The 26,892-nt window shown below is 71.3% G+C and carries 24 protein-coding genes and 1 tRNA gene; 17 read left to right on the top strand and 8 right to left on the bottom strand.

Going from position 1 to position 26,892, the window contains the following annotated elements; genetic code table 11:
* Positions 1–181: 181 nt before the first annotated feature.
* Positions 182–472 carry a hypothetical protein gene (locus tag DEJ32_RS10405; protein WP_110901233.1) on the bottom strand — a complete coding sequence of 97 codons (291 nt, stop codon included), beginning with the start codon at positions 470–472 and terminating at the stop codon, positions 182–184.
* A gap of 59 nt (positions 473–531) precedes the next feature.
* On the opposite strand from DEJ32_RS10405, the gene DEJ32_RS10400 reads away from it, so the two are divergent.
* Complete coding sequence (locus DEJ32_RS10400; protein ID WP_110901232.1) at positions 532–1,227, top strand: hypothetical protein; 696 nt, start codon at positions 532–534, stop codon at positions 1,225–1,227.
* Between the two features lie 51 nt (positions 1,228–1,278).
* Positions 1,279–1,491, top strand: a complete 213-nt coding sequence (locus DEJ32_RS10395; RefSeq protein WP_110901231.1) for a helix-turn-helix domain-containing protein — start codon at positions 1,279–1,281, stop codon at positions 1,489–1,491.
* 28 nt (positions 1,492–1,519) lie between these two features.
* Here DEJ32_RS10395 and DEJ32_RS10390 read toward each other — a convergent pair whose 3' ends face one another.
* Positions 1,520–1,804 carry an excisionase family DNA-binding protein gene (locus DEJ32_RS10390; protein WP_110901230.1) on the bottom strand — a complete coding sequence of 95 codons (285 nt, stop codon included), beginning with the start codon at positions 1,802–1,804 and terminating at the stop codon, positions 1,520–1,522.
* Positions 1,791–1,982, bottom strand: a complete 192-nt coding sequence (locus DEJ32_RS10385) for a helix-turn-helix domain-containing protein (RefSeq protein ID WP_258368996.1) — start codon at positions 1,980–1,982, stop codon at positions 1,791–1,793. Before DEJ32_RS10385 ends, DEJ32_RS10390 begins: the two co-directional genes overlap by 14 nt.
* A gap of 334 nt (positions 1,983–2,316) precedes the next feature.
* Here DEJ32_RS10385 and DEJ32_RS10380 point away from each other — a divergent pair, with 334 nt between their 5' ends.
* The 3 genes from DEJ32_RS10380 to DEJ32_RS10370 all read left to right on the top strand — a co-directional run bounded on the left by DEJ32_RS10380 (position 2,317) and on the right by DEJ32_RS10370 (position 4,671).
* On the top strand, positions 2,317–3,084 hold the full coding sequence (locus DEJ32_RS10380; RefSeq protein ID WP_110901228.1) for an SDR family oxidoreductase: 768 nt from the start codon (positions 2,317–2,319) through the stop codon (positions 3,082–3,084).
* The gene (locus DEJ32_RS10375) at positions 3,081–3,932 is read left to right on the top strand and encodes a helix-turn-helix transcriptional regulator (protein ID WP_110901227.1); all 852 of its coding nucleotides are present in this window, start codon (positions 3,081–3,083) and stop codon (positions 3,930–3,932) included. Before DEJ32_RS10380 ends, DEJ32_RS10375 begins: the two co-directional genes overlap by 4 nt.
* 91 nt (positions 3,933–4,023) lie before the next feature.
* The gene (locus tag DEJ32_RS10370; protein WP_110901226.1) at positions 4,024–4,671 is read left to right on the top strand and encodes a ScbR family autoregulator-binding transcription factor; all 648 of its coding nucleotides are present in this window, start codon (positions 4,024–4,026) and stop codon (positions 4,669–4,671) included.
* A gap of 151 nt (positions 4,672–4,822) precedes the next feature.
* Here the strand turns inward: DEJ32_RS10370 and DEJ32_RS10365 are convergent, their stop codons facing one another.
* Positions 4,823–6,088 (bottom strand): AI-2E family transporter, encoded by a 1,266-nt coding sequence (locus DEJ32_RS10365; RefSeq protein WP_110901225.1) that lies wholly within the window; start codon positions 6,086–6,088, stop codon positions 4,823–4,825.
* Between the two features lie 84 nt (positions 6,089–6,172).
* Complete coding sequence (locus tag DEJ32_RS10360; RefSeq protein ID WP_181420648.1) at positions 6,173–6,601, bottom strand: BLUF domain-containing protein; 429 nt, start codon at positions 6,599–6,601, stop codon at positions 6,173–6,175.
* An 82-nt stretch (positions 6,602–6,683) separates the two neighbouring features.
* On the opposite strand from DEJ32_RS10360, the gene DEJ32_RS10355 reads away from it, so the two are divergent.
* The 3 genes from DEJ32_RS10355 to DEJ32_RS10345 are packed head-to-tail and all read left to right on the top strand — an operon-like array spanning position 6,684 to position 8,788.
* The gene (locus DEJ32_RS10355) at positions 6,684–7,394 is read left to right on the top strand and encodes an MSMEG_4193 family putative phosphomutase (protein WP_110825997.1); all 711 of its coding nucleotides are present in this window, start codon (positions 6,684–6,686) and stop codon (positions 7,392–7,394) included.
* 33 nt (positions 7,395–7,427) lie between these two features.
* On the top strand, positions 7,428–7,961 hold the full coding sequence (locus tag DEJ32_RS10350) for a DUF3090 domain-containing protein (RefSeq protein WP_110891047.1): 534 nt from the start codon (positions 7,428–7,430) through the stop codon (positions 7,959–7,961).
* Positions 7,958–8,788: an SCO1664 family protein gene (locus tag DEJ32_RS10345; protein WP_110901223.1), complete on the top strand. Its 831-nt coding sequence runs from the start codon at positions 7,958–7,960 to the stop codon at positions 8,786–8,788. Before DEJ32_RS10350 ends, DEJ32_RS10345 begins: the two co-directional genes overlap by 4 nt.
* Before the next feature lie 70 nt (positions 8,789–8,858).
* Here the strand turns inward: DEJ32_RS10345 and DEJ32_RS10340 are convergent, their stop codons facing one another.
* The 3 genes from DEJ32_RS10340 to DEJ32_RS10330 all read right to left on the bottom strand — a co-directional run bounded on the left by DEJ32_RS10340 (position 8,859) and on the right by DEJ32_RS10330 (position 13,596).
* Complete coding sequence (locus DEJ32_RS10340) at positions 8,859–10,904, bottom strand: VWA domain-containing protein (RefSeq protein WP_110901222.1); 2,046 nt, start codon at positions 10,902–10,904, stop codon at positions 8,859–8,861.
* Positions 10,905–10,936: 32 nt separating this feature from the next.
* Positions 10,937–12,325 carry a magnesium chelatase gene (locus tag DEJ32_RS10335; RefSeq protein ID WP_110901221.1) on the bottom strand — a complete coding sequence of 463 codons (1,389 nt, stop codon included), beginning with the start codon at positions 12,323–12,325 and terminating at the stop codon, positions 10,937–10,939.
* Positions 12,326–12,396: 71 nt separating this feature from the next.
* Entirely contained in the window at positions 12,397–13,596 is a 1,200-nt protein-coding gene (locus DEJ32_RS10330) for a cobalamin-independent methionine synthase II family protein (RefSeq protein ID WP_258368993.1), read from the bottom strand.
* 293 nt (positions 13,597–13,889) lie between these two features.
* Here DEJ32_RS10330 and DEJ32_RS10325 point away from each other — a divergent pair, with 293 nt between their 5' ends.
* The 9 genes from DEJ32_RS10325 (at position 13,890) to DEJ32_RS10285 (ending at position 26,889) form a co-directional block, all read left to right on the top strand.
* Positions 13,890–15,371, top strand: coding sequence for an MFS transporter (locus tag DEJ32_RS10325; protein WP_110826002.1), 1,482 nt, complete (start codon positions 13,890–13,892; stop codon positions 15,369–15,371).
* A gap of 226 nt (positions 15,372–15,597) precedes the next feature.
* Positions 15,598–16,284 carry a GntR family transcriptional regulator gene (locus tag DEJ32_RS10320; protein WP_181420647.1) on the top strand — a complete coding sequence of 229 codons (687 nt, stop codon included), beginning with the start codon at positions 15,598–15,600 and terminating at the stop codon, positions 16,282–16,284.
* Positions 16,285–16,601: 317 nt separating this feature from the next.
* Positions 16,602–16,690: transfer RNA gene (locus tag DEJ32_RS10315), tRNA-Ser, on the top strand.
* A gap of 381 nt (positions 16,691–17,071) precedes the next feature.
* Positions 17,072–18,049 (top strand): phosphate ABC transporter permease subunit PstC, encoded by a 978-nt coding sequence (pstC, locus tag DEJ32_RS10310; protein WP_220033018.1) that lies wholly within the window; start codon positions 17,072–17,074, stop codon positions 18,047–18,049.
* A 2-nt stretch (positions 18,050–18,051) separates the two neighbouring features.
* Positions 18,052–19,413, top strand: a complete 1,362-nt coding sequence (gene pstA / locus DEJ32_RS10305; RefSeq protein ID WP_258368992.1) for a phosphate ABC transporter permease PstA — start codon at positions 18,052–18,054, stop codon at positions 19,411–19,413.
* On the top strand, positions 19,410–21,095 hold the full coding sequence (gene pstS, locus DEJ32_RS10300; protein WP_258368991.1) for a phosphate ABC transporter substrate-binding protein PstS: 1,686 nt from the start codon (positions 19,410–19,412) through the stop codon (positions 21,093–21,095). The genes pstA and pstS overlap by 4 nt, the downstream gene beginning before the upstream one ends.
* A complete protein-coding gene (locus DEJ32_RS10295; protein ID WP_110901218.1) occupies positions 21,092–23,683 on the top strand; it encodes a hypothetical protein in 2,592 nt (863 codons plus the stop codon). Before pstS ends, DEJ32_RS10295 begins: the two co-directional genes overlap by 4 nt.
* A 67-nt stretch (positions 23,684–23,750) precedes the next feature.
* Positions 23,751–25,808: an Ig-like domain repeat protein gene (locus DEJ32_RS10290; protein ID WP_110901217.1), complete on the top strand. Its 2,058-nt coding sequence runs from the start codon at positions 23,751–23,753 to the stop codon at positions 25,806–25,808.
* 67 nt (positions 25,809–25,875) lie between these two features.
* Positions 25,876–26,889, top strand: coding sequence for a sortase (locus DEJ32_RS10285; protein ID WP_110901216.1), 1,014 nt, complete (start codon positions 25,876–25,878; stop codon positions 26,887–26,889).
* Positions 26,890–26,892: the final 3 nt, after the last annotated feature.

Here is a 26,892-nt window from a genome sequence, read left to right as displayed (position 1 = left end):
AGGACGCAGCGGTCGGTCCAGGCGATGACGTGTGCCTCGAGCTCGAGCATGCGGTCTGCGAAGGTCACCCACGCGAGCACCGGGTCCGGCTCGGGCAGGTCGAAGACGGGTCCACCGTAGGCCGCCTCCGGAAGTGATAGCGCGGGCCCCGTCGACCACCTGTCGCCTCGTCTGCGGGCCATCAGCGGGCGTTCGGGTCGAGACGCCTGCGGAACACGTAGTCGCGGTCGACGAGGACCTCCTGCAGCCGCCCCTGCCACGACGTCTGCACCAGCACCGCCACCTCGGATGAGGCGATCGCGAAGCACTTGAGATGCAGCACGTTGGGGATGTTCGTGAAGCGGATGTCGGCCCACACCGGCTGCGGAGGGTTGATCGCGACCAGGGTGCCGGCGAGCTCCCAGTCGAACCCGACCGGCTGATGCAGGGTGACGTCCTGATGCTCCGGAGGAGACCACTGATGCTCGGCCATGCGACGAGGATGCCGACGACGTCCGACAGCGGGGCACGTGATCGCCGTACGATGCAGCCGTGCGCGAGGAACACAAGGACGCCGTCCAGGACGCAGCAGTCGAACTAGCGGGGGTAGCGCTTAGCTTCGTACCCGTCGCCGGGTCGCTGCTAGCAGGGGCACTCGGCATAGCGGCCGGGTCCGCAGCTCAGCGACGTACAGATCGCATCCTGAAGGAAGTCGTCCTCGACCTGCAGCGTCTCCAAGCCGAGCGGCAACTGCCGACCGCCGACGTGATGCAGTCGGACGCGTTCCTCGCAGCGGCCGAGCGAACAGTCCGCCGCCTCATCGAGGCTGAAGGTGAGGAGAAGCGGAAACTGCTCCGCAACGCGCTCCTGAACGTCAGCTCCGGGCAGCCCGTCGACGTCGAGTTCGAACGCTGGCTGGACCGCCTAGATGCAGACGACATTCGAGTGGCCGCTGCGGTCGAGGATCTCATGCGCGATCGGGGGCAACTTCTCGAAGCCGCTCCGTCGCAGGTGTCTCGTTGGTTCGAACAGACCGGAGGGACCGAGCCGACCCGCATTCGGGATCGCATACGCGGTCTCGTGAACGAGGGCGTCCTACAAGTAACCAGCGACGGCGCGGTCGAAGACGTCGAGGTTGGGGGAAGAGCCGGTTCGAGGACGGAGCACCGAGTGCGGTCGACTTACTTCCACGACATCACGGACCGGGGCATCGAGTTTCTCGCGTACGTCAGAGATCCCCTCGCCTGACCGACCTCCACGAGTCGCACCCGCTCACGTGGCGACACCTAACGTCGACCCATGCCGCCAGAAGTCGCCCTCACCACGATCCAACTCGCAGAGGTGCTCGCCGTGACTCCTGAGACCGTCCGGCGCTACGTCGCTGCTGGGGTGATCCCGTGCATCACGATCGGCCGCACTCGTCGGTTCTTCCTGAGCGAGGTCCGGGCGGCACTGAGTGCCCCGCGGGACAGCTGGGCACCCCCGAGCCGCAGGAAGCTGCCGCGGCTGTGACAGCGCCCAGCGGTGACTGCTGAGGCTCCTAGGGTCGCCCGGCCCGAAGCCAACTGGCGTACTGGGAAGCAGCCTCCCGGTCGATGAGGTACTTGCTCCCGCTCGGTTGCGTAGCCGCCAGGTGTCCGTTCCGGATGTCGTTGCGTACGTACTGAGCAGACATGCCCGTCACGGCCGCGATGTCGGTGACGCTGTACAGCAGCTTTCGCTCCTCGACGGCCGGCCGGGCCAGCGACGCAGCGTACACACGCTCGACCTCCTCGCGCACGATTCGCCGGACGATGCCCTCGATGCCACCATCAGGGACGCTCATCGAGGTCCCGCAGGAACGAGCTCGGGTGCCGTCCGGTGAGCACCGCGATGTGCACGAGCTCGGTGAAGGTGATGTGCCGTTCCCCGCGCAACTTCCGGTAGAGGCTCGATGCCGACATGTGAGCCCGCAGGGCTGCTTCCTCCACGGTCATCCCGGCCTCGTGAAGGGCGGCTCGCATCCTCTTCGCCACCAGGCGAGTTGAGTCATCTACTTCCATGTCGTGCAGCCTGGCCTCCTACGCTTCGCCGTATGGGTCAGTTCTGACGGTCAGCACTCAGGGTCGCGGGTTGCCCACATTTTGCCCACACCCGTCCGTGATCGTGGGGAGCGGTTGTTATCGAGAAGACGGGCTCGTGACTCTGATTCAGCGGGATCCGCACCGTGGCCCCGCCACGACGGTACTGTGGGTCGGGTTCGAATCCCACACCCTCCGCACCGTTCCCCGTCCGTCAGCCCTGACAGGTCCTCCGGGGGCCCCGGGACCGTCCGCAGCGTCGACCTAGCGTCGAGGCATGGACATCACCACTCGCTCAGTCGTCATCGTCGGTGCCACCTCCGGCATCGGCCTCGAACTCGCCCGGCGCTTCCGGGACGCCGGCAGCTCGGTCGTCATCGGCGGCCGCCGGACCGACCTGCTCGACCAGCTCCGTGCCGAGGGCTTCGGTACCGTGGCGGTCGACGTCACCGACACGGCGTCGGTCGCAGCCGCACGCAACTCCGTGCTCGACCTCCTGCCCGATCTGGACACCGTCGTCACGATGTCCGGCATCGGGCTCCCCGAGGACCTCCGCGACCCGGCACACTTCGCCGACGCCGAGCGGACGATCGACGTCAACGTGCTCGGCACCATCCGGGTCGTGGACGCCTTCACCCCGCACCTGCTCGCGCAGGGGAGCGGCACGATCGTCACCGTGAGCTCGGGCATCGGCTTCCTGCCCTTCCCGCTCATGGCGTCATACGGTGCCTCGAAGGCGGCCGTCCACGCCTACAGCGAGGCGCTCCGTGCACAGCTCGCCGGGACGGGTGTCGACGTCGCCGAGCTCGTGCCGCCGGCGGTCGCCACGAGCATGGGGACCAGCAACCCGAACGCGCTCGACCTCGGGGCGTTCGGCGCCGAGGTGATGACGCTCCTGGCACAGGACCCGACGCCGCACGAGGTCCTGGTGCAGGGTGTCCTCATGCACCGGTGGGCGGAACGCGACGGCACCTACGACGACCTCGTCGCGCAGCGGTCGCGCGCGCTCGCGACGCTGCCCGGCCGGACCGGGACGGCCGCATGACCGCAGGCGGAGGCCCGGACGACGCCCCGACGAACCTGCTCGGCGCGTACCTGCAGGCACGACGTGGGCTCGTGACACCCGAGCAGGCCGGCATCCCGGGCGGCGGGCTCCGCCGCGTGCCGGGCCTCCGCCGCGAGGAAGTCGCCATGCTCGCGGGTGTCAGCACCGACTACTACCTGCGACTCGAGCGGGGTCGGGACACCCACCCGTCGCCGCAGGTCCTCGACGCACTCGCCCGCGTGCTCCGGCTCGACGACGTCGAACAGGCGCACCTCCGGCACCTCGCCGAGCCCGTCCGCCGGAGTCGACCCCGCCGGAGCGCCGAGCGGGTCCCCGCACGGCTGCACGCACTCCTCGCAGCGCTCGACGTCCCCGCGTTCATCGAGGGGCGCGCGTTCGACGTCCTGGCGGCGAACGACCTCGCGACCGCGTTCTCGCCCCGACTCCGGGTCGGTGCGAACCGACTGCGGTCGCTGCTGCTCGACCCCGAGGAGCGGGCGTTCCACCGCGACTGGGACCGTGCGGTCGCGCAGTTCGTCGGGGCGTTCCGGCGCTCGGTCGCGGACGACGTGCAGGACCAGCGGGTCGTCGAACTCGTGGGCGAGCTGTCGCTCGCGAGCGGACGCTTCCGGCAGCTCTGGGCGCGTCAGGACGTCCGGGCACTCGAGGGCGGGGCGGTCACGGTCGACCACCCGGTCGTCGGCGAGCTGCACCTGCACCGGGACAAGCTGCCGGTCGAGGGCCTCGTCCTCGTGCTCTACTACGCGGACCCGGGGAGCGAGAGCGCCGAGCGGCTCGGGCTGCTCGCGGCGCTGACGCAGGAGGCACCGCCGCAGTCAGTGGTGTGAGGAGTCTTCGCTTCCGGGGTAACGTTGTCGCAGGCGTGCACTGGTCGTTCTGTCCACGCCCAGCACCAGGGACCACGGGGGAACGAAGACCATGACGATGCCGACCTCCGTGCCCGGACGCGGGACCGACCGCCGGACCGCGATCCTCGACGCGGCGGCCGTCGAGTTCGACCGCGAGGGATTCGGGGCCGCGAGCATCGCCGGGATCGCCAAGGCAGCCGGGGTCAGCCAGGGCGCGATCCACTTCCACTTCCGGACGAAGCAGGCGATCGCGCTCGGCGTGATCCACGAACAGAACGCCCGGACCTTCGCCGCCGTCACGTTCGCCGACCCCTCACCGCTCGGCGGACTCGTCGTGGCGTCGCGGACGATCGCCGGGCTCCTGCTCGAGGACCCCGTGGTGCGTGCCGGCATCCGGCTCTCGCTCGAGAACCGCGTTTTCTCCGGCGCCACCTCCGCCTTCTACGACCAGTGGATCGCGAGCGTCGTCGACGTCTTCCGGCTCGCCGTCGCCGCGGGCGAGGTCGACTCGACCGTCAGCGCCGATGCGCTCGGCGCCACCGTCGTGCCGTGGTTCACCGGCGTGCAGCTCGTCTCGGACGTCCGTGCTGCCCGGACGGACCTGCTCCCGGCGGTCGGGACGATGTGGCGCGTGCTCGCCCACGCCTGCGTGGCCCCGGCCCACCGCGCCCGCCTGCTGGCGGTCGTCGACCGCTCGTTCGCCTGCCCGCCGGTCTGACACCGACGCCTCGGGCGCGACCACCGCGACCGACGGCACGCATCGTGCAGCCGCGAGAGTGAGCACCACGGGCGAGCGCGCGGAAGCACCGGAGGCCCGGACCGGCCCCGGCGGGCTGGTCCGGGCCTCCTGTCCGGAGCCGGTGGCGGCGTCAGTCCGCCTTGGCGGCCTTCGCGGCCTGCTTCGCGCGGGCCTTCTCCGCCTTCTCGCGGCGTTCCGTGCGGGCCTTCTGTGCCTTCTCGCGACGCTTCGCGCGCTTGTTCGCGCGCTCGTGGTCCTCGACGTCCTCGGAACGCTTCTGACGCCACGGCTCGGCGGCCAGGTCCGGGCCGTCCCAGACCTTCACCGCACCCCACGCGGCGGCGAGGAGCGGCACCGAGATGATCGCCCCGGTGATGCCGGCCAGCACGGTGCCGGCGGTCAGGCCGATCAGGATGACCAGACCGTGCAGGCGGAGCGTCTTGCCCATGAGCACCGGCTGGAGGAAGTTGCCCTCGAGCTGGTTGACGACCACGACGATGCCGACCACGAACAGCGCCTGGACCGGACCGAGCGCGACGAGGGCGACCAGCGCGGCCAGGATGCCCGCCGCGGTGGCGCCGACGATCGGGATGAACGCCGTGATGAACACGATGACGGCCAGGGGCAGGGCGAGGGGGACACCGACGATGGCGATGCCCACCCCGATGCCGATCGCGTCGACGGCCGCGACGGTGGCGGTGCCACGGACGTAGCCGCCCAGGGTGGAGACGACGCGGTCACCGACGCGGCGGGCGCGGGTGTATGAGGCGCCGGTGAAGGGACGGAGCAGGAACTCCCAGATGCGGGGCCCGTCCTTGAGGAAGAAGAACAACACGACGATCATCAGCACGAGGCCGGTGAGGAAGTTCGCGGTGGCGGAGGCACCGGCGAGTGCGCCCGAGCCGAACTGCGCGCTCGTGACGAAGTCCGTCGCGGTCTTCACCGCGTCGTCCACCTGCGAGTCGGAGACCGCGAACGGCAGGGTCGTGCTGAAGTCCTGCAGCTGCTGGAACCCCTGCACGGCGGACTTCTGCAGGCTCGACCACTGGTTCTCGACGGCGACGACGATCAGGTAGCCGAGCAGTCCGAGCACGACGAGGACACCGAGGAGCACCGTCAGCGTCGCGAAGACGGACGGGAAGCCGTGCCGACGGAGCCAGGACACGACCGGGTGCATGGCCGAGGCGATGATGAGCGCGAGGAGCACCGGGATCGTGACGACGCTGAGCACCTGGCTCGCGTACACGATGCCCGCGACGATGACCAGGATGATGATGACCTGGAGGCACCGGGTCGCGAGCTTGCCGAACGAATCGGACCACGCGGCCCGCGCGCCGGTCAACGGCTCCGTCGGGGGAGTCGCGGGCGGGGCTGGGGTGGCACGGAAGAACGGCATGTCGCCGACCGTACAGACAGAACGGTGAGCGCGCCGCGGTGGAGCGCGTCGCGGTGGACAGTGCAGACCTGTGGACGGGAGGCGTCAGTCCTCGACCAGGTCCCGGTCGCGGAACCACTTCAGGAGCCAGGCGGCGCCGGTGCGGTCGAAGGACGGCGCGAACTCGAGCGTGCCGGACAGGAAGGGGCTGAAGCCCTCCTCGGCCGCGATGTCGGCGTCGTCGAGGCCGCGGTACGCGATCGACCAGCCGTCGAACCGGCGGTGCTCGATGTCCTCACGGATCAACGACCGGATCGTGTGGTGGCGCGGGTCCCGCTCGATCGCGGCGAACCGGTCGTCCACGCTCCACGCCGGGCCCTCCAGGAGCTGCATGAACCGGCCGCCCTTGACGACGAGCAGCCCGGAGACGCCGAGCGCCTCGTTGCGCAGGCGTGCACCGGCGAGCATCTCGGCGAGCTCGTCCTCTCGGAACTCGTGCGTCGCGACGCTCATGTAGACGATGGAGACCAGCACACCTCGATTCTCGCGGGTCCGCGGATCGCGCGCACGTGCCTGTCCGCTGGTCGCACCGTCGGGCGCGCCTAGGATCGTCCCCATGGCGACCGTCCTCCTCGTCCGGCACGGGCGCACCACCGCGAACGCGACCGGACTCCTCGCGGGCCGGACCGCCGGCGTCGCCCTCGACTCCGTCGGCAAGCGCCAGGCAGCTGCGACCGCCGAGCGGATCGCCGCGGTGCCCCTCGCCGCGGTCGTGTCCAGTCCGCTGGAGCGCTGCCGACAGACGGCCCGCGCGATCACGGCGTTCCAGCCGGGCGAGCCGCAGCAGCTCGTCGAGCGGGGCATCATCGAGGCGGACTACGGCGACTGGCAGAACCGGGCGATCAGCGACCTGGCGAAGGAGCCGCTCTGGCGGGTGGTGCAGGCGAACCCGAGTGCCGTGGTCTTCCCGGGCGGGGAGTCGATGCAGACCATGCAGTCCCGAGCGGTCGCGGCGGTCCGGCGCCTCGACGCGCAGATCGAGGCCGAGCACGGCGCGCACGCGGTCTGGGTCGCGGTGAGCCACGGCGACATCATCAAGTCCGTCCTCGCCGACGCGCTCGGCATGCACCTCGACCTCTTCCAGCGCATCGCCGTCGGGCCGGCCTCGGTGTCGATCGTCCGGTACGGCGAGCAGCGGCCCGAGGTCGTCGCGACGAACACCGAGTCGGGTGACCTCTCGTGGTTGGCACGGGCAGCGGCGCCGACGGGGGACGCACCGGTCGGCGGCGGCGCGGGGCACGAGGACACCGAGCGACCGACTCCCTGAACGGACGGAGGCGGTCGCTCCTACAATGCGGGTATGCCCCCCATCGTCCACGGCTTCGACTGGCCGGACAGACTCGTCGTCGGAACGATCGGGCTCCCGGGCGAGCGGTCGTTCTACATCCAGGCCCGCGACGGCCGCCGCGTCGTGAGCGTCGCCATCGAGAAGGAACAGTCGGCCGTCCTCGCCGACAAGATCGACGAACTCCTCGACGAGGTCGCGACGGTGGAGGACAACCGCTTCAGCGTCCCCGACGCCGCACCCGCCGAACTCCGCGACGGCGACCCCCTCGACCAACCGGTCGAGCCCGAGTTCCGCGCCGGTGCCCTGAGCCTCGGGTTCGACCCCGCGACCGCGCAGGTGGTCATCGAGGCCTACCCGATCGAGGAGGACCTCGAGGTCTTCACCGAGACCACCGGCGACGGCGACGAGGTCGAAGCGGTCGTCGAACTCCCCGAGCCGACCGAACTCCTGCAGGTGAAGATCCCGGTCGGCACCGCCCGTGCGTTCGTCGAGCGGACCCGTGAAGTCGTCGCAGCCGGTCGGCCGAACCCGCCCGAACTCGGATGACGGTCCAGCGCGGCCGCGGTGACGGCTCCACCGGCCTCGACGCCGCCAGCGCCGCGGTGCCGAGCGCTCCGGGGGAGCTCCGGATCACCGGACGCATCCGCGAAGCGTCGAACGCCACCTTCATCGCCCGGCTCGACGGCGAAAACGTCGTGTACAAGCCGATCGAAGGCGAGAAGCCGCTGTGGGACTTCCCGGACGGCACGCTCGCCGGCCGCGAGGTGTCCGCCTACCTGGTCTCCGAGGCCCTCGGGTGGAACGTCGTCCCGCCGACCTGGCTCGGGGACGGCCCCTTCGGTCCCGGCATGGTCCAGCGGTGGCAGGACATCGACCCGGCGCAGGACGCCGTCGACCTGCTCCCGAGCGAGGAGGCCGCGGCCGCGATCGCCGAGGGGACCATGCGCGAGGTGCTCGACGCCGTCGACGAGAACGAGCAGGCGGTCACCCTGGTGCACGAGGACACGGCCGTGCTCCGGCGGATGGCGGTCTTCGACGTCGTCACGAACAACGCGGACCGCAAGGGCGGCCACGTCCTCGCGATGCCGGACGGCCACCGCTTCGGCGTCGACCACGGTCTGACCTTCCACGCCGACCACAAGCTCCGGACCGTGCTCTGGGGATGGATCGGCGAGCCCCTCACCGACGACGAGGTCGCCGGGCTCCAGCGGCTGTCCGAGGCGCTGCGCGGCGAGCTCGGCGAGACCCTCCGGGAGCACCTGACGGACGACGAGCTCGCCGCCCTCCGTGGTCGGTGCGCTGCGCTCGCCGCGGTGCGGGCGTTCCCGCCGCCGGCCGGGTCCGGGCCGGCCGTGCCCTGGCCCGTCTTCTGACGCTGGCCGGTCGCCGGCCGGGAGGCGCGCCTCCCGGCCGGCAGCCGGCACCCGTCGGTCCCGTCGCCGCTCAGGCGAAGCGCCCGAAGGCGCTGCCCCACAGCCCGTCGTCGCCGGAGGCCGAGCCGGACCCGCGCCTGGCCCCCAGGTAGGAGCCGACCACCGCGACGCCGAGGTCCTCGTTCTCCGGAGCGGTCACCGTGCCGTCGACGCGGCGGGCCATGCCGTCGACGAAGCGTGCCAGACCGGGGTCGTCGCCGAGGCGGAAGAACGTCGTCTTCGCGCCGAGACGGTGGGCGTTCTCCAACTCGCGGACGCTCAGGGCGATGGTCACCGGGTCCGGCGGGTAGCTGAAGTACACCTGCCCGTTCGGCTCGAGGTGCGACGTCGGCTCGCCGTCCGTGACGATGAGCAGGACCGGCTGCGCGTTCGGGTGCTTCCGGAAGTGCCGGTTCGCGAGCAGCAGGGCGTGGTGCAGGTTCGTCCCCTTGTCCCACATCGCGTCGAGGCCGACGAGCTGTTCGACGTCCATCACCTCGGCTTCGCGGCCGAAGGCGATGAGCTGCAGGTCGTCCCCGCGGAACCTGGTGGAGATGAGCGTGTGCAGGGCCAGTGCGGTCCGCTTCATCGGGACCCACCGGTCCTCCATCGCCATCGAGAACGAGGTGTCGACGAGCAGCGCGACGGCGGCCTGCGTGCGGGCCTCCGTCTCCTGCACCTCGACGTCCTCGATCTGCAGGCGCACACTCGCACCGGTCCGCGCTCCGTCGCCCGCGGTCCTGGTCAGGGCGTTCGTGATCGAGCGCGTGACGTCCCACGGCTCGGTGTCGCCGAACTCCCACGGACGCGTCGAGCCCGAACGGTCACCGGCGGCTCCGGCCCGGCGCAGGTCACGCGCGCCCTGCCGACCGGACATCCGCTCGGCGACGTCCTTGAGCAGGCTCTTCCCGAGCTGCCGCATGGCCCTGGGGGTGAGCCGGAGTTGCCCGTCCGCGCCACGGCGCATCGATCCGGAGTTCCGGAGTGCTTTCTCGAGCTGCTGCAGGGTGCGGGCGTCCACGGCGGCCTGGTCGCCGAGCTGCTGCGCGAGGGCGTACAGGTCCAGGTCGTCGAGTTCGGAGCCCGGACCGACCTGGGCCAGCTGGTCGGCGAGGGCGTCGAGGTCCGCGATGTCCTGGAAGACCCCGGTGCCGTCGCCGAGCCCGAGGCCCTGCTCGCCGTCCATCCCCTCGGACCCGCCCCAGTCCTCGCCGGGGCGGAGGGCGCGGAGGTTCTCGTCCAGCTGGGAGAGCGCGCCCATCAGGGCTGGCGAGCCGAACGCCTGCTCGGCGAGGGCGTCGAGTTCGTCGCGCTGCTCCTGTGTCATCGAGTTCCGCATCCGCTGGGCGGCGGCGGCCCGGGCAGCGAAGTCGTCGAGGAGCTCGTCGACGTTCTGCGGGTTGCTCGGGAACTGGGCACCGTGCTGCGCCATGAACGCGTCGAACTGCTCCGAGGTGTCCTCGCCCCGACGGTGGGCGTCGAGCAACTCGTTGAGGTCCTGCATCATCTGCGCGACCGCGGCCCGGTCCTCGTCGGTGGCGTTCTCGAGCGCCTGCTTCATGCCCGCGAAGCGCTGGTCGAGCATCTCGCGGCCGAGCAGGTCCTTGATCTGCTCGTACTTCTGGCGTGCCGCGGGGCTCTTCCAGTCGTAGCTGCTGAGCTCGCGCACCGCGGCCGCGGGTGACGCCGGCAGGCTGTCGAGCTGCATCTCGGCGAGTGCCCGGTCGCCGTCGTCCATCGCGGTGTCGCGCGCGAGTTGTCCGCGCTCGGCGAGGACGGCCTCGTCGAGGAGCTGTCGGACCTCCTGCAACGTGCCGTCGAGGTTGTTCCGGCTGGTGAGCTCCCGGCGCTTCTCGGCGACGAGCCGGGCGAGGTCGTCGAGCCCGCGCTGCGTGCGGCCACCGCGGCGGAGGAACTCCCGCATCGCGCGCTCGGGGGAGGTGCCGGCCATGACGTCCTCGCCGATGGCGTCGAGCGCCTCGGCGAGGTCGACTGGCGGTGCGAGGGGGTCCGGCCCGCCCTCGTACCGGCCGTAGCGGCTGTCCCGCCCGAGCCGACGGTTCGGCCGGCTAGCCACGGGACACCCCGCCGCTGTTCGGGCCCACGACGTCAGATCCCATACGCTGCTTCGCCTCCGCCGGACTCTTTGCTGATGCGCCGGGCGAGGAACAGCCCCTCGAGCGCCAACTCCACGGCGCCCGCCCGCTCGCCGTCGTTCGTGGCCCCGACGCGTTCACCGATCTGGTCGTACAGGTCCGACTCGCCGAGCGACGGCAGACCGGCGAGGAAGTCCCGTGCACTGACCTGCTCGCCCGTGGTGACCATCGTGCCGGCCTCGAGCGCGTCGACGAGGACACCGAAGTCGAGTCCGCGGAAGCGCGAGCGGACGGTCTCGGCGGTGGCGGTGCGGAGCAGGTGTTCGAGCACCTCGTCGGCGCGGTCCTCTTCCCCGGACTCGAACTCGATCTTGCCGCCGAGCACGTCGACCGCGGTCTCGAGGTCGATCGGACGGGCGACCGCCTCGGGCTCGCCCTGTCGGGCGGCGCGGTGCACGGCCGCCGCCGACACGGTCTCCGCCCCGGCGATCGAGAAGCGGGCGCTGACGCCGCTGCGCTGGTCGACGGCGCTCGACTCCCGGAGCGCCCGGGTGAAGCGGGCGAGGATCTCGATGAGCGGGTCCGGGACGTCGGCGGTGAGCTGCGCCTCCTGCCGGATCACCGCGATCTCGTCCTCGAGTTCGATCGGGTAGTGCGTGCGGATCTCCGCACCGAAGCGGTCCTTGAGCGGCGTGATGATCCGCCCGCGGTTCGTGTAGTCCTCGGGGTTCGCGCTCGCGACGATGAGCACGTCGAGGGGTAGCCGGAGGACGTACCCGCGGATCTGGACGTCCCGCTCCTCCATCACGTTGAGCATCGCGACCTGGATGCGCTCGGCGAGGTCGGGCAACTCGTTGATCGCGACGATGCCCCGGTGTCCGCGCGGGATGAGACCGAAGTGGATGGTCTCGGGGTCGCCCAGGCTGCGGCCCTCCGCGACCTTCATCGGGTCGACGTCGCCGATGAGGTCCGCGACGGAGGTGTCCGGCGTCGCCAGCTTCTCGACGTAGCGCTCGGCGCGGTGCACCCACGAGATCGGCAGCGCGTCGCCGAGGTCCTCCGCGCGACGGATGCTCGCCGTGGTGATCGGTTCGTACGGGTGCTCGCCGAGCTCGGACCCGGCGATGACCGGCGTCCACTCGTCCATCAGGCCGTTCATCGTGCGGAGCAGTCGGGTCTTGCCCTGGCCGCGCTCGCCGAGCAGGACGACGTCGTGCCCGGCGATGAGGGCGCGCTCGAGCTGCGGGATGACGGTGGTCCGGAAGCCGTGCAGGCCGGGCCAGGGGTCGCGGCCCTCGCGGAGGGCGGTCAGCAGGTTGTCGCGGATCTCGGCGCGGACCGACTTCTGGACGTGCCCAGCAGCGCGGAGCTCGCCGACCGTGGAGATGTCAGGTCGGTTCACGGGCGCCACGGTACGCCTGCCCGCCGACGCTGGCGACCCTCCGGCCGCGGGCCGCGTCCGCCGGAGCGGGGTCAGCCGAACAGGCGGCGCGACGCGATCTCGGCGCCCTCGGTGAGCGCGCGCAGCTTCGCCCACGCGACGTCCGACGCGACGAACTCGTAGCTCGCGAAGGTCGCCAGTCCGCAGTCCGTGCCGGCGACGACACGGGTGGGGTCGCCCACCGCCTCGGCGGCCTCGACGATGCGGTTCGCGACGAGTTGCGGGTGTTCGAGGTAGTTCGTCGTCACGTCGATGACGCCCGGCACGAGCACGGCGTCCTCGGGCAGCGGCAGGTCGCGGAACGCCGGGAACTCGTGCGCGTGCCGCGGGTTGCCGAACGGGATGCTGAAGGACCCGACTTCTGCCCGGTACAGGTGCGGGAGCAGCACGTCGACCGGCACGTCGTCCTGGTGCGGACCCTGCCAGTTGCCGTAGCAGACGTGCAGTCGGGTCTGCTCCTTCGGGATGTTCCGCAGGGCGTGGTTGAGGGCGTCGACGTGCAGGTCCACCGCCGCGAGGAACTCGTCGAGGGTCGCGTCGCCGAAGTGGATCACGCGCTCCATCGCCAGGTCCGGGGCGTCGAGCTGGAGCACGTGGCCGCGGGCGACGATCTCCTCGTACTCGACCCGGAGCTGCTCGGCGAGGGCGAACACGTACTCGCGGTGGTCGGCGTAGTGCGGGTTGGCGTCGTCGAGCAGCAGGGTCGTGGCGACGATGCCGGGCGTCGCGGCGGAGATGAAGGTCCCCTCAGGAACACGTCCGGCCGCGGCGTTCCGCGCCAGTTCGCGCTCGAACCCGTCCAGGTCCTCGCGGATCCCGGTCCGTTCCGCGTCGTACTGCAGCAGGCCCTGCGCCACCGGGGTGTCCCACACACGGGCGAACTCGGCACCCTCGTCGATCTGTCGCGCCTGGAACGCGGCGTACCCGGGGAACTTCACCGAGTCGAGCGTCGGCTTGCGGTGGCCGGTCCCGCCGAAGCCGGTCAGTCGTTCGCGGATGTAGGTCGAGAACCCGACGCGGGGGACCTCGCCGTCGTTCACGACGTCGAGCCCGGCATCGAGCTGCGCGTCCACGGTCGCGGCGAGCACGGCGGCCGTCTCCTCGCGGAGTGCCCGCTCGTCGAAGGGTTTCCCCTGGTCACGGGCCACCAGGAGGGCGGTCAGCTCCGGCGTCCGGGGGAGCGAACCGGTGTGGGTCGTGAGGATGCGGTCGGTCGAGTTCTGCAGCGGCACGCGACCACGCTACTGGCCGGGAGGCTCGTGGCGGGGTCCGCCACGGGCCTCCCGGCCGGCGGTCCGAGCGATCCGGGAGTTGTGAGGATCCCTAGCATCCTGGAGGATGAGGGCAGAGCGGCGGAGCCTGATCGACATAGGGGGATCCGGCTCCGCCCCGCTCGACCCCCCCTCCTGCCGGTCGACGGGCGCGGTCGATCCGCACGTCCTGGCCGAGAACCCGGGCGGTGGCGCAGGCGTACGGTCCTGCCTTGCGGCAGGCCGAGGGCGTCCGCCGCGGGAGGAGCATGCGCATGACGAGCGCCAGCGGAACGAGGGACGGCACGGTCACGAGCCTGGTCCCGGCGAGGATGGACCGGCTCCCGTGGACCAAGTTCCACTGGAGCGTCGTGGTCGGCCTCGGGGTGTCGTGGATCCTGGACGGACTCGAGATCCAGATCGTCTCCAACGCCGGCTTCAAGGCGGACCTGGGATTGTCGAACCAGGACGTGACGTCGCTCGGCAGTGTCTACCTGGTCGGCCAGGTCGTCGGTGCCCTGGTCTTCGGACGCATGTCCGACCGGCTCGGTCGACGCAAGCTCTTCATCCTGACGCTCGCGATCTACCTCATCGGGTCGGGCGTCGCGGGCCTGGCGCAGGACTTCTGGTTCCTCGCGGTGTTCCGCTTCGTCGCCGGGCTCGGGATCGGTGGCGAGTACGCGGCGATCAACTCTGCGATCGACGAGCTGATCCCGTCGAAGTACCGCGGGCACGTCGACATCGCCATCAACGGCACCTACTGGGGCGGCGCGGCACTCGGCGCGGCCGCGAACATCTACCTGCTCGACACCGCGCACTTCGCCGAGGACGTCGGATGGCGGATCGGGTTCTTCCTCGGCCCGGTGCTCGGCATCGCGATCATCTTCCTGCGTCGGCACATCCCCGAGAGTCCCCGGTGGCTGATGACCCACGGCAAGGAGCAGGAGGCGGAGGAGACCGTCTCGCGCATCGAGGCCGAGGTCGAGCGGGAGTCGGGGCGGAAGCTCGAAGTGGTGCCGCAGTCGAAGGCGATGACCGTGACGCCGATGGACCGAGTCGGGTTCCTCACCATCGCCCGCGTGCTGCTCAAGCAGTACCCGACCCGCACGCTGGTCGGCGCGACCATGATGATCACGCAGGCGTTCCTGTACAACGCGATCTTCTTCACGTACGCGTTGGTGTTGACGAACTTCTTCGACATGGAGACCGCGCAGACCAGCCTGTACTTCTTCCCGTTCGCGATCGGCAACCTGCTCGGTCCGCTCATCCTCGGTCGGTTCTTCGACACCTGGGGCCGGCGACAGATGATCTTCCTGACGTACCTGGTGTCCGGGCTCGTGCTCGCGACATCCGCGTTCCTGTTCCGCGCCGACGCCATCAGTGCCACCGTGCAGGTCGCGTTCTGGTGCGTGTCGTTCTTTTTCGCGTCGGCCGGAGCGTCGAGCGCCTACCTGACGGTGAGCGAGATCTTCCCGCTCGAACTCCGGTCGCAGGCGATCTCGTACTTCTTCGCCCTCGCGCAGGTCTTCGGCGCGATCGCTCCGCTGGTCTACGGCGCCTTCATCGGGGACGGGTCGTCGCGCGAGCCGCTCTTCTGGGGCTACCTGCTCGGGTCCGGGGTGATGGTCCTCGGCGGCGTCGTGGCACTCGTGTTCGGGGTCGACGCCGCGCGGAAGGGACTCGAGGACATCACGCAGCCGCTGTCCGTCCTGACCGCGAAGGACGGGGCGGGGGCGTCGTCCTCGCGAAACTCCTGATGCAACATGTTTAGCGGTGAGCGTCACGTCCTGTGATCCTCGTGGCCACGGCCCGTCCTGGAGGGCCGTGGTCACGGAGGCGCCATGCGGAACGCGAGAACGACGAATGGACGACGGGCGACGGCCGAACGGGCCGTCGCCCTCCACATGCAACTGAACAGGGCCGTTGTCCACCGTGCCGTCGGGGTGGTGTCCCGTCAGGGCCGCCATGCGTGACGGTGACGTGATGACCGGCCTCCTGCGCCCCGATCGTGATGTCGCCCATCCCGGCGACCCCATCGCCGTCCCGCGCAACCTGCTGCGCGACGCCGTCTTCGCGCGGATGCTCCGGAGCATCCTGCGCGGTGACTACCGGCGCGGCCAGCGCCTCCGGCTCGATGCGCTGGCGGACGACATGCAGGTCTCGCGGACGCCCGTCCGTGAAGCCCTCGTCCCGCTGGAGGCCATGCGGCTCGTGGTCGTCCAGCGGTACGTCGGCGTCGTCATCGCGCCGTGGACCGTCGGGCAGATGGTGGAGCGCACGCGCATCGCCCGGTCGATGCTCGTCGACCCGCCGACCAGCTGTGCGCCCACCGACGAGCCGTTCGACGCCGTGGTCCTGCGCGACTGCCAGTCCGAGGCGGGGGCGTTCGTCGAACTCGCCGTGTGGGTGCTCCGCCGCTCGGGAGCACCGGTGAGCGCGGACTGGCTCCGGTCGCAGCAGCCGGTGCTCGACGTCTTCCACACGGACGACATCGCCCGCGCGAACGGCATCGACGTCGCCGCGGACTGGACCAGTCGCATGCACCTGGTCAAGGCGGCCCGTGCCGCTGCCCTGGCCGACGACGTCCTCCGGTGTGCGGCCCGCTTGATCGAGCTCGCCGAACTCCTCATCGCCCTGCCCGAACGGTTCCGGAGCGCGGAGTCCGCCTAGCGCCGCCGGGCACGCGGTCGCTGCTGCGTGCTGGCAGAGACGACGTCGCTCCCCGGGCGGGCACCGGGCGAACGGGGACGCCGGGCCCAGGCCACGGGGAGCGACGTCTGGGTGCTGTGTCGTAGCGACAGGGCACGGATGCCCCGGAATGTGATCGCCACGTCCCGACGAGACTATGCAGCGGGGTACACGCTGGCAAGCCCCCGTCGTCCCCACTTCGGGGGACCGACCGCGCCGGGGTCGGGTGGAGCGCTGCCGGGCCGTTTCGTCCCGGCCCTCGTCCTCCTGTATGGTGGTCTGAGTGCCGTCAGGCACCTGGAGACGTCGCATAGTCAGGCCGAGTGCACCACCCTGCTAAGGTGGAGTCCCCTCTAGGGGACCGAGGGTTCAAATCCCTCCGTCTCCGCACTCCTCGAAGCCCCGGTTCCGCAGCAGCGGACCGGGGCTTCGTCGTCGGCCGAGCTCCTCGGTGCGCGGGCTACGACGCGGATCAAGTTAGCACCCGGAACGAAACTGCCTCCTGACCAGGGCTTTGCCGCGGACCTGCAGGACGCCCGCGTTCGGCGTACCCCGGGGGACAGATCCTGACCCCCGATCCGGGGACTGTTGCATCGGAGATTCCCCAGAATCCGCTAGGAGTCCCCTGTTGTTCATTTCCGGGTCACGGATCGGTTGATCTCGGGAGGGCTGCGGTTCGCCATCCGACTGCCACTGTGATGCCGCCGAACCGGAGAGCAGCACTCCGTCGGTCGCCCGAGCAGCTGCCCCGGAATCCCGAAGGATCACGTTGTCCACAGATTCGCCCCGTCTCCTCACGGTCGTGCGGGACCCGTCGGACGTCAGGTTCCGGATCATCGCCCGAGCTGGCGGGGTCGCGGTCCTCACGATCATGTCGCTGGTCGGCCTGTTCCTGGCGTTCCGCGCCTCCGAGGCCCTCCGCGTCGCCGGTTTCAGCTTCCTCACCACGCAGGCCTGGGACCCGGATGCCCACCGCTTCGGCATCGCGGCCGTCCTGGTCGGCACGATCCTCATCGCCTGTGTCGCGATCGCCCTCGCCGTCCCGCTGTCCCTCGGTACCGCGCTCTACATCACCGAGTACGCACCGACCCGTGTGCGGAAGTTCTTCATCGGGCTGGTCGACCTGATGGCCGCGATCCCGAGCGTCGTCTACGGCCTGTGGGGGTTCTTCTTCCTGCAGGGGCAGATCACCCCGGTGTCGCGGTGGATCTCGCAGTGGTTCGGGTGGATCCCGCTGTTCCGCGTCGAGGGGATCGACCTGAACGACCCGCTCGCGTCCTCGACCGTCTACACGGCGTCGACCTTCATCGCCGGCATCGTCGTCGGGCTGATGATCACCCCGATCGTCACCTCGATCATGCGCGAGGTCTTCTCGCAGGCACCGCTCGGCGAGCGGGAGGGGGCGCTCGCCCTCGGGTCGACGAAGTGGGGCATGATCCGCTCGGTCGTGCTGCCCTTCGGCCGCGGCGGGATCATCGGCGGCACGATGCTCGGACTGGGCCGTGCGCTGGGGGAGACCATCGCGGTCTACATGATCATCTCGCCGGTGTTCGTCATCCAGCCGCACGTCCTGCAGGCCGGCGCGAGCTCGGTGTCGTCGCTCATCGCCCTCCGCTACGGCGACGCGACCCCGTTCGGGATGTCCGCCCTGATGGCGGCCGGCCTGACCCTCTTCCTGATGACCCTCTGCATCAACTTCGCCGCGTCCGCGGTCGTCGCCCGTTCACGGTCCGGAGCGAGCAGCTAGCCATGACCGAGATCACCCAGGCGCCGTCGGGCGCCACGACGCCCCTGCCCGCCATGACCCGCCGCACAGCGGTCCCGACCAGCCCGCCGACCGCTGCGGGCCCGTCCGGTGCCGGAGCCGGCACCGTCGTGCCGCTGGCGGAACGGGCCTCCGAGCCGGACCGCGGTCCCGAGGACCGCCGCGTCGGCGGGGTGCGCATCAGCGACCTGCTCTGCCACGTCGGCGCGGGCCTGGCCTCCCTCGCCGTCACGGTCGTGGTCTTCACCGACCTGGCACCGGTGTCCGGTCCGATCGCGTTCGCCGCCGTCGCGTACGTGATGTTCCTCGTGTTCTACGCGCTGCTGGTCGCGACGACCGAGAACGCCGCCGTGGTGCGGGACCGCGTGGTGTCGGCGGCCGTCCACACCCTGGCGTTCGTCGTCGTCGCCACACTCGTCTTCGTCGTCGGGTTCAGCGTCGTCCGGGCCACCAGGGCCCTGCCGCACGCGAACTTCTACACGCAGGACATGGCACTCACCGGGCCGCTCGACCCGATGACCTCCGGCGGCGTACTGCACGCCATCGCCGGGTCGCTCATCCAGATCTCGATCGCGCTCCTCATCACCGTCCCGCTCGGGATCACGACCGCGCTGTTCCTCACCGAGGTGCCGGGGCCGTTCGCCCGGTTCGTCCGGACCATCGTCGAGGCGATGACGGCCCTCCCGTCGATCGTCGCCGGGCTGTTCATCTACGCCAGCGTCATCGTCGGACTCGGCGTCGACAAGTCCGGCTTCGCGGCGTCGCTCGCGATCAGCGTGATGATGCTGCCGATCATGATCCGGTCCGCCGACGTCGTGCTCCGCCTGGTCCCGTCGACCCTCAAGGAGGCGTCGATCGGACTGGGTGCGGGGCAGTGGCAGACCGTCTGGCGCGTCGTCCTCCCGACCTCGCGGTCCGGCCTCGTCACCGCGGTAATCCTGGCGACGGCACGCGGGATCGGCGAGACGAGCCCGGTGCTGCTCACCGCCGGGTACGCGCCGGACCTCAACATCGACCCGACGAACGGCCCGATGATCTCACTGCCCCTGGCGATCTTCGAGTTCGTCAAGTCGCCGGAGCCGAACATGATCGCCCGCGGCTTCGGCGCCGCCGCGGTGCTCATGTCCCTCGTGCTCGTGCTGTTCGTCATCGCCCGCGTGATCGGTGCGCAGACCGTCGCGACCCGGGAACGCCGCAACGACCGCATCCGTGCCGCCGGTCGACTGGTCCGCCGCGGTCTGGCCGCCGTCGCACCCGCCGTCCGTTCCGCCCGCCGGTTCGTCGACCGCCACGTGGACAGCCTCAACTCCCGCCTGACCGACTCCTCCCCGAAGGACCCCTCGTGACCACCCGCAGAAGGCGCACGATCGGTGCGCTCCTGGCCGCCGCCGTGCTGGCCCTCACCACCCTGCCCACCACCGCCGCGAGCGCGGCCGAGAACTACGTGCCCATCTCGGGTGCCGGTTCCTCGTGGAGCTCCGTCGCCATCCAGCAGTGGGCGGTGAACGTGCAGCAGTACGGCATGAAGGTCCGGTACGCGAGCACGGGTTCGTCCGACGGCCGCAACCAGTTCAAGGCCGGCACGGTGGACTTCGCGGTGTCGGAGATCCCGTACGGCATCAAGGACGGCGGGGTCACGGACGACCCGCCCACCGTCGGGTACGGCTACATGCCGGTCGTCGCGGGCGGCACGTCGTTCATGTACAACCTCAGCTCGGGCGGCAAACAGATCACGAACCTGCGGCTGTCCGGTCCGGTGCTCGCGGGGGTGTTCACGGGGAAGATCACGAGCTGGGACGACCCGGCGATCAAGGCGGACAACCCCGGCCTCGAACTCCCGAAGCGCCCGGTCGTGCCCGTCGTCCGTTCCGACGGCTCCGGTTCGACCGCGCAGTTCACCACCTGGCTGAGCAAGAAGTACCCGTCCGAGTGGGACGCGTACTGCAAGCAGGCCGGACGGCCGCTGCCGTGCGGCGTGACGTCGAACTACCCGACCGTCCCCGGCAAGGGCTTCATCGCCCAGCCGAACTCGCAGGGTGTCTCCGGCTACGTGGCGCAGAAGGCGAACGTCGGCACGATCACGTACGTCGAGTACTCCTACGCGCTGAAGACCGGGTACCCGGTCGCGAAGGTGCTCAACAAGGCGGGCTACTACGTCGAGCCCACCGCCTCGAACGTCGCGGTCGGGCTCCTCGGGGCGAAGATCAACGAGGACAAGAACTCGTCGGCGTACCTCACCCAGGTGCTCGACGGCGTCTACGACAACGCGGACGCGCGCACCTACCCGCTGTCGTCGTACTCCTACATGGTCATCCCGACGACCACCGACGCCAGCCTGACCCCGGCGAAGGGCAAGACCCTCGCCGCGTTCGACTACTACTTCCTGTGCGAGGGGCAGCAGCAGGCCGAGGTCCTCGGCTACTCGCCGCTGCCGATCAACCTGGTGCAGGCCGGTCTCGAGCAGGTGCGCCGGATCCCCGGTGCGGTCGCGAAGGACGTCGACATCCGGAAGTGCAACAACCCGACGTTCTCGGCGGACGGCACGAACACGCTGGCGGCCAAGGCCCCGCAGCCCCCGGCCTGCGACAAGCTCGGTGCGGAGCAGTGCACCGTGGGCACCGGCGGCGCGAAGGCCACCGAGACGCCGAGGCAGACCCAGGGCGGCTCGTCGAAGGGCGGGGGAGCGACGGGTACGTCCGGCTCCGGCGAGGGCGCCACGGCGACGTCGGGAGGCTCCTTCTCCGGAGCCTCCGGCTCCGGCGGTGAGGCCCTGTCCGGCGGTGGCAGCGGCGGTCCCGGCGGCACCGGTGTCGCAGCGAACGCGGTCGGCAACGGCTCCCCGGTGCAGTGCGACGCCGACAGCGGTGTCTGCCAGAACGTCGCGGCGCTCCCGGTGTCCGTCGACGCGCTGCACGGGTGGAGCTCGCGCCAGACGCTCATGCTCGTCGCCGTCGCGGCCCTGCTCGCCCTCGTGCTGCTGCCGCCGTTCATCGGCGTGCTCGTCTCCCGACGGAGGGTCCGCAAGTGAAGAACCAGCACCTCGTCCGGCTCGGCTCCGCCGCGCTCGCCTTCGGCATCATCACGACGACGGTCGCCGGGTCCCTGCTCGTCGTGACCGCGCCCGCCTCGGCCACCGCCCCGACGGATAGTTCCGCTATGACCCTGACGTGGGAGGAGGCCCAGGCGTCGCTCGGCGGCGGTCAGGCTCCGGGCACCGGCACGCCCGACCCGGACGCCGAGACCTTCTCGGGGATGACCTTCCGGGTGAGCCAGACGGAGGAGCTCACCGACCAGGGCATCACGGTCAGCTGGAGCGGAGCGAAGACGACCTCGCCGAGCGAGTACGCGACCGACTACGTGCAGATCATGCAGTGCTGGGGCGACGACCCGGCCGGTCCCTCCCCGCAGCAGTGCGTGTGGGGTGCGCCGTCGGCCGCTGTCAGCAGCCGGACCGGCGTCGGCGCCGCCAAGCGGGACCTCGTCCGCGGCGACGACCCCGTGCAGGACACCACCCTCGTCGGCGAGCAGGCCGACCCGGACCTCATGCTCGAACCGCCCGCCGAGAACCCGTTCCTCAAGGCGTACCGGATGCCGTTCCGCGCGGTCGACGGGACCCTGGCGAAGACCTCCACGGAGCTGTCCAAGCAGTTCGACGCGAACACCTCGAACGAGGTCACCGCCGGTCGCACGGCGGGTGACGGCACGGGGCAGGTCGTCTTCGAGACGCAGTCCGGGCTCGAGGCGCCGCAGCTCGGGTGCGGCCAGGAGGTCGCCGGCACGAGCACGCCCCGGTCCTGCTGGCTCGTGGTCGTCCCGCGCGGCTCGCACAACCTCGACGGCAGCACCGCCGACTCGACGGCCGCCGGTCGCGTGACCGGGTCCCCGTTGTCGGCCTCCGCGTGGCGCAACCGCTTGGTGTTCCCGCTCGGGTTCCAGTCCGTCGCGCAGTCCTGCCCGATCGGCAACGCCGAGGAGCGCCTGGTCGGGTCGGAGACCGCCACCGAGGCCGTCACCGCCTGGCAACCGGCGCTCTGCGGCCTCGGGACCACCTACGGGTTCTCCCAGATCGGCGACGGCGAGGCCGCGAACCAGATCGTCTCGGAGGTGGACGGCTCCTCCCGTCTCGCCCTCGTGACCAGTCCGCTCGCGAAGGCCGTCGCGGCGGAGAACACCATCCGGTACGCGCCCGTCGCGCAGTCCGCCGTCGTGGTCGCGTTCACCATCGACTACCGCCTGTACCCGGACGCGCCCGCGAAGGTGCGTGACGGCCTCCAGGCCCTCGACCTGACGCTCGACGCCCGCCTCGTCGCGAAGCTGCTGACGCAGTCGTACCAGGCCGACGTCCCCGGTCGTGGCAGCGGGAACACGACCCTGCAGGGGAACGCGGCCAGCCTCGTCACCGACCCGGAGTTCCTCGCGCTCAACCCGACGTTCGTCGGGTCGAAGAGCGACACCGCCCCGGCCGGGCTCATGGTCGCGCTCGGCAACGCCGACGCGAACGGCCGGGTGTGGTCGTGGCTCCGCTCCGACCCGGTGGCGGCCGCGTTCCTCGACGGCCGTCCCGACGAGTGGGGGATGCGGATCAACCCGGCGTACCGGTCGCTGGCGCTCGCCACCGACACGAGTGTGGACAGCTTCCCGAAGGCCGACCTGACCATCGCGAAGGGCGGTGACCCCGACGAGACCGGCTACGGCACGCTCGACATGCGTCCCTACATGAACGACATGCACGAGGGGGCGTACCGCACCCTCAAGGCCGACCCGAACGAGAAGAGCTCCTGGAACCCGTTCGGGCAGCCGAAGGGCTACACCTCGCTCGGTGCCCAGGTACCCGGCAGCCGGTTCGTCCTGACGATCACGGACGCCGCGTCGGCCGCGCGCTACGGCCTGCCGACCGCGAAGCTCGTGAACGGAGCCGGCGAGGCGGTCGCACCGACACCCGAGTCGGTCGCCGCAGGCGTCGCCACGATGCGCGCGTCGACCGTCCCCGGGGTCGTCGTCGCGGACCCGGCAGACCGCACCCCCGGCGCCTACCCGCTGTCGATGCTCAGCTACGCCGCCGTCAACGTCTGCGCCGCGACGCCCGAGGAACGCCGCGCCTACGCGGGGTTCATCGGCTACGCGGCGGGCAAGGGGCAGGTCCAGGGCGAACGGCAGGGCGAACTGCCCGCCGGGTACGTGCCGCTGCCCGCCGCCATGACGACCCAGGCGGAGACCGTCGCAGCCGACCTCGTCGACACCCGTGCCGTCGCCGCCGCCTGCCCCGAGGCCGCCCCGGCCGCTCCGGGGACCGGCGGAACGCCGGAGGCGGAGGCCCCACCGGCCTCCGCACCGGAGGACCAGTCGCTGCCCGTCGGGTCGACCGACACCGGCTCGACGTCCACCGGTCCGGTGTCCGCTCCCGAGGTCCCGGCCCTCCAGGAGCCGTCGTCGAACGACGTCGACCAGGCCGCCGCCGCGGACGGACCCGACCACCGCACCACGGACCAGCCCCTGGCCGCGACCCGCATGGGACTCGCCGCCGCACTCGGGGCCGGCGTGCCGGCCCTCGGCATCGGTCCGTTCCTGATCCGCCGCGGACGGAGGCTGGCGATGCTGGCCGCCGCCCACGTGTGACCCCGTTCCACCCCATCGACTGCTGCCACCTGGGCCGCGTCGGAACCCACGAAAGGAACCACCAGCCATGAAGGCGAACACCTTCTGCAAGATCGGCGTCACGTTCGGGGCGACCGCCCTGATCGTCGGTGCCCTCGCCGTGCCGGCCGCCCAGGCGGACCCGGCCGGCAACGCGTTCGGCACCCTCGTCGGACTCGGCTCGGACACCACGCAGGACGTCATGAACGGCGTGGCGACGGCCGTCGGCGGCGGACAGATCGCCTCCTACGACGCGGCGAACGCCGGTCCCTCGGTGGTCACCCGTGCCGGCGGCAAGGCGATCCCGCGCGTGTCCGGATCCGGTGCCGGTCGTGACGCGCTCCTCGTCGCCATCGGTGCGATCGCCAGCAAGTCCGGCGTCGCGCTGGCCGACGGCACGAGCACGACGGTCGACTCCTCGGTGGTCGGTCAGCTCGACTTCGCCCGGTCCTCGAGCGGCCCGTCGAGCACCGCGTCCGACGGCGTCGTCGCGTACGTCCCGTTCGCCCGCGACGCCGTCGACGTGGCGTACGCCCCCGGCAGCAAGCTCGCGAAGGTCCCCTTCTTCGTCGGCGACGGCACCCAGGCGAAGACCGCCCCGACCCTGTGGAACGTGTACCGCGGCGACGTCACCCACGCCTACTTCAGGGCCGACGGCTCGTACGACTCGGTCGGCTCGTCCGCCACCGGCCCCGACGGCACCACGGCCGTGAAGATCAAGCCGCTCCTGCCGAAGTTCGGCTCGGGCACCCGCAGCTACTTCCTCGGCAAGCTCGGCCTCACCGACGCCTCCGGCTTCACCTCGACCAGCCCGTTCGTGTCCGACACGGTGGCCGGTGAGCCGATCGAGGAGCACAACGGCCAGGCGATCGTCGACAGCACCACCGGGGGAACGCTCGCCCTCGCCCCGTTCTCGGTCAGCCAGTGGGTTGCGCAGGCGAACGGCGTCGGCTCGGTCAAGGACCGTCGCCACGGCGTGGTGCTCGCGCCGCTGAGCGTCGTCGACGGCAAGCAGGCCCCGGCCACCACCGGCAGCGGCTCGTCGTACGCGACCAACCCCGCGTACGCCGGCTTCGTCCGCGACGTCTACAACATCGTGCCGTCCCGCCTGGCCGACGACCCGTCGAGCGCGATCGCGAAGACCTTCGTGGGCAAGGACTCGCTCGTCTGCAAGCAGACCGCCACGATCGCCGCCTACGGCTTCCTCCCGGAGCCCGCCACCACGCCGGCGACCACCTGCGGCTACGACCAGCTGCGCTCGGTCACCGCGTCCCCGAGCACCACGAAGCTCACCGTCCCGGCGACGGCCACGGCGGGCAAGGCCGTCACCGCATCGGTCTCCGTCGACTCGTTCGGCGCGGGCGGTGGCACGGTCAAGGTGTTCAAGGGCACCACGGTCGTGGGCATCGGCACGATCGCGCGCGGCGCCACGACCGGCACCGCCTCGGTCACCCTGCCCGCCGGATCGGCCTCGGTCACGGCGCTGTTCGTCCCGGCGCTCGCCGGTGTCGCGTCCAGCAGCTCCGCGCCGTCCACCGTCGACGTCGCCCCTGCGACCGCCGTGGCACTGACCGCCCCGAAGCTCACGGTCGGCAAGACCGCGAAGGTGGCCGTCACGGTCACCGGCGCGGACGCAGCCGGCGGCACGGTCACGCTGAAGAACGGCAAGGAGACCCTCGGCACCGCCCAGGTGGCCGCTGCCGGCACCGCGACCGTCTCGTTCGTCCCGAAGGCGGCCTCGTACAAGCTCAGCGCGGTCTACGTCGGGAAGGCGTCGGGCACGACCGTGACGAGCCCGACCGTGTCCGCCGCGGCGGCCAAGGGCACCGCGACCGTCACGGTCAGCGCGATCAAGTCGGTCAAGGCCTCGGCCAAGGCGAAGGTCGCCGTCCGGGTCTCCGGCGCCGGCTCGGTGCCGACCGGGACCGTCACCGTCAAGGAGGGCAGCAAGAAGCTCGCCTCCGGCACCGTGTCGAGCAAGGACGGCCGCGTGACCGTCACCCTGCCGAAGCTGAAGGCCGGCACCCACAAGCTGACCGTGTCCTACGGCGGCAGCACGACCTGGAACAGCGCCAGCAAGGCCGCGACCCTCAAGGTCACCAAGTAACACCCCCTGCCCGGTCGGCCGCACCGCGGCCGGCCGGGCCCCTCCCACCACTGCGATGGACGAGACCATGACCAGCACCCCCTCCCGACGGGACCGGCCGGCCCGACGGCTGCCCGTCCTGCGCCGGCCGACCTCCCGACGCACGGTCCGCCGACCTGCCGTCCGCCGCCCGACCAGCGGGTGGTCGACGGAGCCCGTCGGTCCCGCCGCCCGGGCACTCCCGGTACTCGGCCGGCCCGAGCGGTGGCGGTTCGGCGGGTCCGCGCTCGTCGTGGTCGGGTTGCTGCTGGTCGGGTTCGCGTTGCAGTTCATCGCCGTCTCGCAGGTCTCGTACGTCCGCGACCAGCAGCTCGCCGTCGACGCCTACCGGTTCGAGCTCGCGAACGCGACCGCCCCCGTGGGGCAGACCGGGCCCGACGGCCGTCTCGTCGCGGACGGCACCCCGGTCGCCCTCCTCCGGGTCCCCGCGATCGGCCTGCGCTCGGTCGTCCTCCAGGGCACCACGTCGGACGTCACGCGGTCCGGCCCGGGTCACCGGCGGGACACCCCGCTCCCCGGACAGGCGGGGGCGAGTGTCGTGTACGGACGCCAGACGGCCTACGGCGGCCCGTTCGGCCGCATCGCCGAGCTGCGCCGCGGCGACACCCTCACCGCCACCACCGGCCAGGGCACCGCCCGGTACCGCGTGACCGACGTGCGCCGGACCGGCGACCCCGTCCCGGCCCCGATGGCGGTCGGTGACGGTCGGCTGACACTCGTCTCCGGTGCCGGGCTGCCGTTCCTGCCGCACTCCGTCGTCCGCGTCGACGCCGAGCTGGTGTCCGACCCGGCGCCGACCCCCAACCCGGCCTTCGGCTACTCCAGCCTCGAACCCCGCGAGCTCACGATGGCCGGCGACGGGACGGTCTGGCCGTTCGTGGTGCTCGGGCTCATCGTGCTCGCCGCGATGGTCGCGCTCTTCACGGTCGGGATGCGCCTGTGGGGCCACCGGCAGACCGTCGTGGTGGCCGTCCCCGTGGTGCTCGCCGTCGGACTGTTCGCGGCCTCGCAGCTCACCCTCCTGCTCCCCAACCTGATGTGACCG

It is taken from the genome of Curtobacterium sp. MCPF17_046 (genome assembly GCF_003224295.1).
Taxonomy (GTDB): Bacteria; Actinomycetota; Actinomycetes; order Actinomycetales; family Microbacteriaceae; genus Curtobacterium.
This window is presented reverse-complemented; position numbering and strand designations above follow the sequence as displayed.